Genomic DNA, 10,358 nt, shown 5'->3' on the forward strand with positions numbered 1-10,358 from the left:
AAGGTGACAGTCTGTGCGGTAGTATCCGGCTTCATGAAGGGGCCCTTGTTGAGGGGAAACGCGTGTCGCAACACGTTTCTACCGCAACTGGGGCCTTCTTCAATTCAGGAACGCGACTTCTTCATGAATTATTCGGGTTAGAGGCCGCCCCCGGTCGATGGCCCCCGGGTAGCGCCCGAGCAGCACGCGCAGCGCGTTCTCGGTTTGCACCACCTGGCGCTCAAAGCTCGCCGTCGCCACTTCGGCAATGGCCAGCTCGATCTGTGCCTGGTTGACGTCGAGCTCCGGGATGGTGCCTTTCTCGAAACGCGCCTGGATGATGTTCAGGCTGTCCGTTCGTCCGAGCCGGGTTCGCTCCGCGATGGTGAGACGGGCGTCTACGTCCCGCAGCAACAGGTAGGTGCTCGCGACGTCGGAGACCAGGCGGATCGTCACGCCGCGATAGGCGGCCTCCGTGGCGAGCAGGTCGGCTCGCGAGGCTTCGGTGGCGCGAGAGAGCTTGCGCCAGAGATCGACTTCGAAGGAGAGATCGCCGGAAACGGAGAAGCTATCGCTCGTGGATGATCCGGGCAGGAGGATCTGGCTCTGACGGCCGCGCCCTGTGCCGGAAAAGAGATCGAGGAACGGGAACTGGTTCGCGCGCACGACCGTCACCAGCTCTCGTGCTTCGCTGATGCGCGCCGCAGCCACTGCGAGATCCTGGTTCTCCGCCAGTGCGGCTTCGATGTGCGCACGAAGCGCCGGATCACTGAACGTGTCGAACCAGCTCAGGTTGGCGACCGATTCGCCTTGGTCGCTGGGCTGCACGAACGCGTCGGGGAGCCCGAGATCGGGTCGCTCGTAGTCGGGTGTCAGGGCGCAGCCAAGCGCGAGGGAGAAGCTGAGCACCGGCAGCGCGAAGATTCGTCGACGCATCAGGCGTCCCCTCCTGTTCGCTCTTCTCCGGATGCCTTCCTGCGATTCACCACGCCGTCGACCAGGATGTAGAGCGCCGGTACGAGCAACACGCCGAAGACGGTTGCGACGAGCATCCCGCTGAAGACGGTCATGCCCATCACCTTGCGGGCCTCGGCGCCGGCACCGGTTGCGACGAGCAGGGGCAGCACGCCGAGAATGAACGAGAAGGCAGTCATGAGAATGGGGCGGAAGCGCTGACGGGCCGCTTCCATGGCCGCGTCGAAGGCGCTCTTGCCGGATTCCCGCTCGAGCTTCGCGAACTCGACGATCAGGATGGCGTTCTTTGCGGACATGCCAATCAACATGACCAGACCGATTTGCGCAAAGACGTTGTTCACATAGCTCTCGCTGAAGAGGCGCATGATCCACAGCCCCGCTATCGCGCCGAAGATGGCGATCGGCACACCGAGGAGTACCGAGAGCGGCAGCGACCAGCTCTCGTACTGGGCGGAGAGGATCAGGAAGACGAAGACCAGTGCCATGCCAAAGACGAGCACGACGCTGCCCTCGGCCGCCTTTTCCTGGAAGGACATGGCATTCCAGCCGAAGGACATATCCGGCGGGAGCACCTCTGCCGCGACTTCTTCGAGTGCCGAGAGGGCCTGGGCCGAGCTGTAGCCAGCGGCCGGCTGACCAGTGACTTCGGCCGCGCGAAAGAGGTTGAAGCGATTGGTGTACTCAGCGCCGGCAGTGCGGCTCGTGGTCACCAGGGTCGAGAGTGGGACCATTTCTCCATCGCTGTTGCGCACGTAGAAGAAGCGCAGGGCACCCACGTCGTCCCGGTACTCCGGCTCCGCCTGGATGTAGACCTTGTAGAGTCGTCCGAAACGATTGAAATCGTTGACATAGGCGCCGCCCAGGAAGGCGCCGATCGCGGTGTTCACGTCGTCGAGAGGAATACCGAGCTTCAACGCCTTCGTCGTGTCGATGTCGAGGAAGATCTGCGGAACGCTGGCGCGAAACAGGCTGTTCGCTCCTGCGATTTCCGTGCGCTCGGATGCAGCCCGGGTGAAGCGTTGGACCTGCTCCGCCAGATAGCCCGGCTCGTTCCCGCTGCGATCCTGCAGCATCATCGAGAACCCGGAGCCTGTACCCAGACCCGGAATCGCCGGCGGGCCGAAGGCGAAAGCCATTCCGCTCTCCAGCCGTGTTGCGAAGGCAGCGTTCAATCGGCGCACGATCTGGGTCGCGTGATCCTGGGGATCCGTGCGCTCGTCCCAATCTTTCAGCTGGATGAAGACGAAGCCGGAATTGGGGGCAGTCGTACCGGTGAGCATGCTGAAACCGGCGACTGTCGTGTTGTTCTTTACCGCGTCGATCCCGTCGATGATGGCTTCGACATCCGTCATCACTTCGGCGGTGCGCTGAAGGGAGGCCGCATCCGGGAGCATGAAGGCCGCGAGGACGTAGCCCTGGTCCTCCTCGGGAACGAATCCGGCCGGCACGGCGCCGAACAAGACCACCGTGCCAACCACGATTCCCAAGAGGACGACGATGGCCCGCACCAGCTTCTCGCTGAAGAAGTGGGCGATGACCATGAAACGCTGGGTGACGCTTTCGAAGCCCCGGTTGAAGGCGCCGAAGAAGCGCGCGAAGGAGGTCTTCTCCTCGCCAGGCGGTTTGAGCAGCAAGGCGGAGAGGGCCGGACTCAGCGTGAGTGCATTGATCGAGGAGATCGCTACGGAGATGGCGATCGTGATCGCGAACTGCTGGTAGAGACGTCCAGTAATGCCGGCCATGGCCGCGACCGGGACGAAGACCGCGATCAACGTGAGCGAAGTAGCGACGATGGGGCCGGAGACTTCCTTCATCGCCGCGATCGTGGCGTCCCGCGGGTTGAGGCCGCCCTCCATCTTTGTCGTCACGGCCTCGACCACGACGATGGCGTCGTCCACCACGGTTCCAATGGCGAGCACGAGCCCCAGCAGGGAGAGCGTGTTGACGGAAAAGCCCAGCAACGGAAAGACCGCGAAGGCGCCGATCAATGAGACAGGTACGGTGATCGTCGGAATCAGCGTGGAGCGGAAGCTCTGCAGGAAGATGTAGACGACCAGGATGACCAGACCGATGGCCTGGAAGAGCGTGATCACGATCTCGCGGATGCCCGCCGTGATCGGGAGCGTCGTGTCGAGGGATACCACGTACTCGATATCGTCCGGAAATTGTTCCTCGAGTTCGTCCATGGCGGCGAAGACTTCCGCGGCCACCTCCAGACCGTTCGCATCTGGAAGCTGGAAGACCTGCAGAAGCGCGGTGGGCTGTCCATCCGTGCGGGCGTTGATCAGGTAGTTCTGGGCGCCGAGTTCGACATCCGCCACGTCGCGCAACAGCACCTGGGAGCCGTCCGAATTCGAGCGAACCACCACCTGGCCGAATTGCTCCGCGGTCTCGAAGCGCCCCGAGGTCTTCACCGTGTAGGTGAATTCAGTCCCTGTTGGAGCAGGGGGACCGCCGATCTGGCCCGCCGGCACCAGTGTGTTCTGGAGCTGAATGGCCTGGCGGAGATCCGCGACCGTCAGGTTGAGTTTCGCAAGCTGGTCCGGCTTGACCCAGATGCGCATCGCATACTCGGTGACGCTCCCGCCCAACACCTCTGCGAGACCCACGCCGCGGATGCGGGCGATCCTGTCGATGACGTTGATCGTCGCGTAGTTCGTCAGGAAGCGTTCGTCGTAGGTGCCGCCCGGGGAAACGATCGAGAGCAGGAGCAGAGGAAAGGAAAGCTTCTTCTTGACCGTGACGCCCTGGCGCTTCACTTCCTCGGGCAACAAGGCCTGGGCTTCGGACACGCGGTTCTGCGTGAGCACGTTCGCCATGTCGAGATCTGTGCCCACCTCGAACGAGACCTGCAGGTTCATCCGCCCGTCGCTCGAATTGGTCGATTTCATGTAGAGCATGTTCTCGACCCCGTTGACCTTCTGCTCGATCGGGGTGGCGACGGATTGCTCTACGTTGGTGGCGTTGGCGCCGATGTAGGAGGCGGAGACCGACACCATCGGCGGCGTGATCTCCGGGTACTGGGCGATCGGCAGGCCCTGGAGAGCGACCAGGCCGACGATCATCGTCACGATGGCGATCACCATCGCCACGATCGGGCGGCGGACGAAGAACTCAGCCACGGCTCAGGCTCCGCCCGCTTCTTTGCCTTCCGCCGCGTCGCCGCTGGGCGCCGGTTCTTCGATCACGCTGCCATCGTCGGCGAGGCGAACCGGCTTCGGCTTCACCTTCATCTTGGGTCGCAATCGCGCGATCTCGATGGCGACCCGATCGCCAGCAGCGAGGCCCTTCTCGACGATCTGCAGCTTGTCGATCTTCGGGCCGAGTTCGACCGCGCGCAGGCCGACGCTTCCATCGTCGCCGACGACGTAGACGCGGAAGATCCCTTGCAGCTCACTGATCGCGCGCTGCGGCACGAGTAGCGCATCCTTTCGGGTTTCCACGGCAGCCCGCACACGAGCGAACTGCCCGGCCAGGACGAGCCCTTCCGGATTGGGGAAGTCCGCCTCGAGGGTGAACGTCCCTGTCTTGGGATCGACCGCCGCATCGACCGCGCTGGTCTTACCGGGATGTTCGTGGACGGTGCCATCCGCCAGGATCAGTTCGAGGATGGGCCCCGATTCCGCGCGGATCTCTTCGCCTCCGAGCTCACGGATCTTTCTGGCAATCTGGAGGTAGCGCCTCTCGTCGATCGAGAACCGCACGCGGATCGGATCGGTGCGCGAAACGAAATTCAACACGACCGGGTTCGGCGATTGGCCTACGAACTCGCCAACCTTGGCCTCGGTGATCCCAATTCGCCCTGAGATCGGCGCGCGGATCAACGTGTATTCGAGTTCGATCTCTGCCTGGGCGAGCCGCGCGTCCGCCACCTGGACGCCGCCGAGCGCAGCTTCGTACTGGGCAACGGCCCCGTCGAGATCGACCTGGCTGACGGCACGCATCTCCGCCAAGGGGCGGATGCGATCGAGGTCCGACTTCGCCTTGGCGAGCTGTGTGCGAGCCTCTGCCCGGTAGCCTTTGGCCTCGACGACCTTGGATTCGAAGGGGCTCGAATCGATCGTGTAGAGGAGGTCGCCTTCCTCGACCTGGCGCCCCTCCGTGAAATGCATGCCGAGGATCACGCCCTCGACCCGTGCGCGGATCGGAATGTCGGCAGATCCCCGGGTCTCCCCGACCATTTCGAGGCTGATCGGTTGATCGCGCTGGAGCACCTGCGCAACGGAAACCTCGAGCGGCGGCGGCTCCGGCGGCGCGGCATCGGTGCATGCCCAAGAGAGGGGCGCCAGCACCAACGCGAGCGCGAGCATCCGGGTCGGCATGGGTGGCTCCTCAAAAAGGGCGCACCATGGTAACCGAGACCGCGGAGAATTCGCCTCTCGCGCAGGAGCGCATCAGGCCCTCGAGCCCAAGGGCGCGCTGTGCCGACTCTGGCAGGTGCAGTCAGCTGGACTTCTTCAGATCCCCTGGCAGAGGCCCAAAGGCCGGGCCATCACGCCTGCCAACAGGAGAAGGGGAAGGACGCCGGGCTCGGGGACATGGACGTCGAAGCTACCGAGAGAGTCGACCTTGTCGAAGATCAGCTCGAACGGCGTACCCTGGAAGACCGTCACTCCTGCCTGGAGGCGGCCAAGGTCGCCGAGGACGAGCGCCCATAACCGCGCCACGAGATTCACGTCCAACCGGTGGGAGAATCTGTTCGAGTTCAGGGAGATGTCGCCAAAGGCGATCTGCCAATACCCGGGGCGATCGAGGAGCACGCTCCAGGGCACCCAGGCGTCGGCTGCTCCGAATGCGGTCGTCCTCGTGAAGCCGCTGTCCAGGTGCGTAGCCGTGATCAACCCCACGACCCCGCCCGCACCCAGGCTGAAGGAGACCGTCTGCTCCATCTGCAGCTCCAGGTCGGCAACTGCGATGATCGCGTCGAACCCGATCCCGGTGATCTTCTGGCTATCCATGCTGAGAAAGGTGGTCTTCGACATGTAGTCGAAGTCGAGATCGGTCTCGAGCGCGATGTCCACGTCCGCCAGTCGGCCGCCGACGTTGAATGCCGGAAGAATGGGCGGTTTGATCCTCAGGTCGATCCTCGAGCCGAGCTTCCCGCCGAGCTGTGTCTTGATCTTCGACTCGTCGGCGATGGGGTCGAAGATGACTCGAAGGGAGAGGTTGCCGGGGGCGGCAAGACTGGACGGGTGGTCGACGACCAGATTCCCTTCCACGTTTCCCGAGACGGTTCCGAGAGAGCCAAACATATCCACCGTGATGGAGCTCCCCTGGGTCACCCCGGGTCGCGTGTCGACCTCGACGATGGGTCGGGGTCGAAGTTCCCCTGCAGGCCTCGGGACCAGATGCTCTGCAACGGAGCGTTGAGCTTCAGGATCCAGGAGTCCTGCACTGTCGTGGCAGATGCGGGTGCGGCCGTCACCACGAGCAGGGCGATGCCGGCGCATACGAAGAACGTTCAGAGTGCCATCTCGAGTTCCCCCTGTGATCTGCCGCAGGCGGGTACGCCGCGGCGCTTTCAAAGGGATGTGGTCTGGCAGCTGAACTAATCGCATTCCCAGACCGAGGAAATCGAAAAGGATCAACGACTGTGGCGACCTGGCGCTTTGCCACACCAGATCGCCTCAGCCTTGATAGGTGAAACACCCACAGCCGGCGCCTAGCAACCTTCCGAGATGGACGGCTGAGGAGAGGCGTGCCCGGGCTCTGCAGATTCCGGATCGCGGTGGAGGTCGGTGGCGCAAAGGCGCGGGGTGGTAAGCTGCCGGGCATGTACCGTCTCTTCTCCTGGGAACACAGCTATTTCTCCGGCAAGGCCCGAGCCTATCTGCGCTGGAAGCAGCACCACGGGGCACTGGGCCCCGGGTTCGAGGATGTCCTGGCGACGCCGGAACTGGCGGCCGGGCTGCTCATCCCGAAGTCCGGCACGCCGGCGGTGCCTCAATTCGAGGCCCCCGATGGCACCTGGGTGCAGGACACCAGCGAGATCATCGATTTCGTGGAGGCGGCACATCCGGAGCCGCCGGTCGGTCAGGATGCGGCCAGCGCGCCGCGGCAATGCCTGGCCTCCTACTTGATCGAGTTGCTGGCCGACGAGTGGGTGTTGGTTCCGTCTTTTTGGCAGCGCTGGTACTACTCCGAGGATGGGCGAGAGCTCTCCCATCGGGGGTTCAACGAGCAACAATGGGGAGCCGTGCTGGCCGCAGACATGCCGGGGCCGGCGCGCCGTGCTGCTGGGGCGGGTTTCTTCGAGGCCATGTTCGGGATCTCTACCTCGCGCAGCGAACCGAAGGGCACCTATGCGGGGCTCGTGCATCTAGGCGTCGACGAGAAGACCGAGCACGCCTGGCAGGCCAGTCAGCATCGTTTGCTCCAGCGCCTGGAAGCTCATTTCGGTGTGCACGACTACGTATTCGGGGGCCAGCCGAACCTGGCGGATTTCGGCCTGCTCGGACCCCTCTACGCTCACCTCTACCGTGATGCGGTGCCGGGCTTTGCGTTGCGCGTCTGGTTCCCACTGGTGGCAGAATGGGTGGAGCGCACGAATGGCGAGGGCGCGTTGAACGCGCGCTGGTACGGCCAGAAGCTCTACTCCCTCGATGCGGATGGCGGTACGCTGATCGGCCGGCCTGCAACGAGCGACGAGGGAGAGTGGCTTCCGAACGATGCAATCCCCGACACGTTACGGCCCGTACTGGCGATCTTCTTCGAAGAGATGTGGCCCGTGTTGCGTGACGCAGTCGAGGTACTGACAGCCTTCATCGTGAGCGATGCCCACGAACTCGGCGACGAGCTGCCGGGCAAGTCATTCACTGCCGCGCCCGGGTTCATGGAACTCCAGACTGGGAACGGAGCGCTTACCCACGAGTACCGGATTGGCGGAGCGTCCGGTCGGCGGATGGTGATTCCCTACCAGGTCTGGATGCTCGGACGGCTGGAACGTGTGCTGGCCGCTTGCACCGCCGATGCCGCAGGTCGCACGGCCATCGAAGAGCTTCTGGCGGGCTTCGAAGGCGGCCCGGAACTGCTCGAGCTCGGTAGCCTCCTGGCAGGTTGTCGTATCCGCAAGGAAGGCGGGAGACTCTTCTCGGCACCGGCCTGATTTCCTGCATCGACGAGAGATAGACGCCCGCGGGGCGACATGCCGACCCCCAGGCCTCCGGCCGCAGACGGAGCCCCTCCCGCTATCGTGCGACCCACGCCTGCCCCGTGGGCCAGGAGGCCCAGGCGTTCTATCGTTTCGTCCTTGCCGGTGGGAGGGTTCGTGAAATGAGTCGTGGAATGCGCGGAAGTCTTCTTCTCCTTGCCCTTCTGCTCCTGGCCTCGCTCGGCTGCTCGAAGTCCGAGGGAGACGTGTTGAAGGAGGCGCTGAAATTCACCCCCGGTGCTGTCTTCGAGGCGGACGGCGAGACGCTCGTCCTTCGCGCGCCGCGAGACCCCGATCGAAGAGCCTTTTTCGGTGATCTCCACGTCCATACGACCTATTCATTCGACGCCTTTGCCTTCGGCACCATCGCCACCCCTTACGACGCCTACCGCTATGCCACCGGGGAGGCCATCCGGCACCCTGGCGGCTTCGATGTCCAGTTGCGCGAGCCCCTCGATTTCTTCGCGGTGACGGATCACGCGATGTTCCTCGGCGTTGTGAAAGCGGCGGCCGATACGTCGACCGCGTTTTCCAGGCTCGAAGTTGCGAAGCCGCTTCACGATCTGAACGCGCCAGGAAATACGGGCTTGCTGAGCCTCCAGAAACGCATCAAGATTTTTTCGGGCTTCATCCCGACCATCATCGCCGGAGTTCGAGATGGCACGATCGAGCGCGAAGCGGTGCTCGAGATCACACGCACGGCATGGCAGGATTCAGTGGACGCCGCAGAGTCGTTCAACCGGCCGGGACGTTTCACGACTTTCGTCGCCTACGAGTACACGTCTTCCACCGACGACCGCGGCAACCTGCACCGCAACGTGATCTTCAAGGGCACCGACGAGCTCCCCGCCGTGCCATTCTCCAGGTTCCATTCGCAGAACCCGGAAGGCCTCTGGGATTGGATGGACGGGCTGCGGGCCGAGGGAATCGAGAGCCTCGCCATTCCGCACAACTCGAACGGTTCGAATGGGCAGATGTTCAAGCTCGTGGATTGGGCCGGGAATCCGTTGGACGATGCCTACACCGAGCGGCGCATCCGCAACGAGCCGCTGGTCGAGATCACCCAGGTCAAGGGAACCTCCGAGACCCATCCCGCCCTCTCCCCCAACGATGAGTTCTCGGATTTCGAGATCATGCCTTTCCGCGTGGGAACGACGCTTCCGAGCGAGCCCTCGGGCAGCTACGTGCGTCAAGCCCTGCGCAGGGGGCTCGCGCTCGAGAGCCAGGGCCTCACGAATCCGTACGAGTTCGGTTTCGTGGGTGCGAGCGATACGCATACCGCGGCAACCTCCGATGACGAGTCGAATTTCTTTTCGAAGGTCGGGTTGCTGGACGCCACCGGAGAACTGCGCGGAGCCGTTCCGGTTCCCCTGATTCCCTCGTTCCTGATGGGCATCATGGCGCCCAAGCAGCTGAAGGAGGTGGACGGAAAGACTTACATCGATGGTCCGACGGAAACCTTCGGCGCATCGGGTTTGACCGGAGTGTGGGCCGAGGAGAACACGCGGGACGCGATCTACGAGGCGTTCCGTCGCAAGGAGACCTTCGCGACCTCGGGTCCACGCATCCGGCTCCGCTTCTTCGCCGGCTACGGCTTCGGAGACGACCTGCTCGATTCCCCGGAAGCCGTGGCCCGGGCCTACGCGAGTGGCGTGAGCATGGGGAGCCAGTTGCCCGCAGCCGCCGGAGAGGCGCCGGGGTTCCTGCTCTGGGCACTTGCCGACCCGACGGGCACGCCGCTCCAGCGGCTACAGATCGTGAAGGGGTGGGTAGACGCCGAAGGCGAAACCTTCGAGGCCGTCTACGACGTGGCTTGTTCGGGCGGCGCGTCCGTTGACCCCGAAACGAACCGCTGCCCGGACAACGGTGCAGGGGTGGACCTCACGGATTGCTCCACGACCGGAAACGTCGGCGATCCGCAGTTGCGAGCCCTCTGGCATGATCCGGACTTCGCCCCGGGCCAGCGCGCCTTCTACTACGCCCGCGTGCTCGAGAATCCGACCTGTCGCTGGTCGACATGGGATGCGCTGCGCGCCGGGGTTCCGCCGCGCTCCGATCTGGCGAAGACGCTCCAGGAGCGAGCCTGGTCCTCGCCGATCCAGGTTCTTCCCGGCACCTAGTGATGTGATTCACGCTGTTGGGGCATTATCCAGCGCGCGCCTGGCTCTGCCAACCTTTTCGATGATCTCTTCTGCTGTCTTGGACCAGACGAAGGGAGTGGGATCATCGTTGTGTCCGTCCACGTAACTCATCA

Annotated in this window: 6 protein-coding genes; 2 read left to right on the top strand and 4 right to left on the bottom strand. The window is 63.8% G+C overall.

Going from position 1 to position 10,358, the window contains the following annotated elements; translation table 11 throughout:
• Nucleotides 1-99 precede the first annotated feature (99 nt).
• From GY937_27540 to GY937_27555, 4 genes are all read right to left on the bottom strand, one after another.
• Nucleotides 100-915: a TolC family protein gene (locus tag GY937_27540; protein MCP5060468.1), complete on the bottom strand. Its 816-nt coding sequence runs from the start codon at nt 913-915 to the stop codon at nt 100-102.
• Entirely contained in the window at nt 915-4,076 is a 3,162-nt protein-coding gene (locus GY937_27545; GenBank protein MCP5060469.1) for a multidrug efflux RND transporter permease subunit, read from the bottom strand. The genes GY937_27540 and GY937_27545 overlap by 1 nt, the downstream gene beginning before the upstream one ends.
• A gap of 3 nt (nt 4,077-4,079) precedes the next feature.
• Entirely contained in the window at nt 4,080-5,276 is a 1,197-nt protein-coding gene (locus GY937_27550; GenBank protein ID MCP5060470.1) for an efflux RND transporter periplasmic adaptor subunit, read from the bottom strand.
• A 135-nt stretch (nt 5,277-5,411) separates the two neighbouring features.
• Nucleotides 5,412-6,404: a hypothetical protein gene (locus GY937_27555; GenBank protein ID MCP5060471.1), complete on the bottom strand. Its 993-nt coding sequence runs from the start codon at nt 6,402-6,404 to the stop codon at nt 5,412-5,414.
• A gap of 248 nt (nt 6,405-6,652) precedes the next feature.
• Between GY937_27555 and GY937_27560 the strand changes: the two genes are divergently transcribed.
• Together GY937_27560 and GY937_27565 are read left to right on the top strand one after the other, a co-directional pair.
• Complete coding sequence (locus tag GY937_27560) at nt 6,653-8,059, top strand: glutathione S-transferase (protein MCP5060472.1); 1,407 nt, start codon at nt 6,653-6,655, stop codon at nt 8,057-8,059.
• 167 nt (nt 8,060-8,226) lie between these two features.
• On the top strand, nt 8,227-10,224 hold the full coding sequence (locus tag GY937_27565; protein ID MCP5060473.1) for a DUF3604 domain-containing protein: 1,998 nt from the start codon (nt 8,227-8,229) through the stop codon (nt 10,222-10,224).
• Nucleotides 10,225-10,358: the final 134 nt, after the last annotated feature.

This window comes from bacterium (genome assembly GCA_024228115.1).
In the GTDB taxonomy this organism is placed as follows: Bacteria; Myxococcota_A; UBA9160; order UBA9160; family UBA6930.

What these genes read in the sequence shown, in the direction of transcription:
- GY937_27540 (MCP5060468.1), bottom strand. Translation starts at nt 915, where the DNA reads ATGCGTCGACGAATCTTCGCGCTGCCGGTGCTCAGCTTCTCCCTCGCG.
- GY937_27550 (MCP5060470.1), bottom strand. Translation starts at nt 5,276, where the DNA reads ATGCCGACCCGGATGCTCGCGCTCGCGTTGGTGCTGGCGCCCCTCTCT.
- GY937_27555 (MCP5060471.1), bottom strand. Translation starts at nt 6,404, where the DNA reads ATGCGCCGGCATCGCCCTGCTCGTGGTGACGGCCGCACCCGCATCTGC.
- GY937_27565 (MCP5060473.1), top strand. Translation starts at nt 8,227, where the DNA reads ATGAGTCGTGGAATGCGCGGAAGTCTTCTTCTCCTTGCCCTTCTGCTC.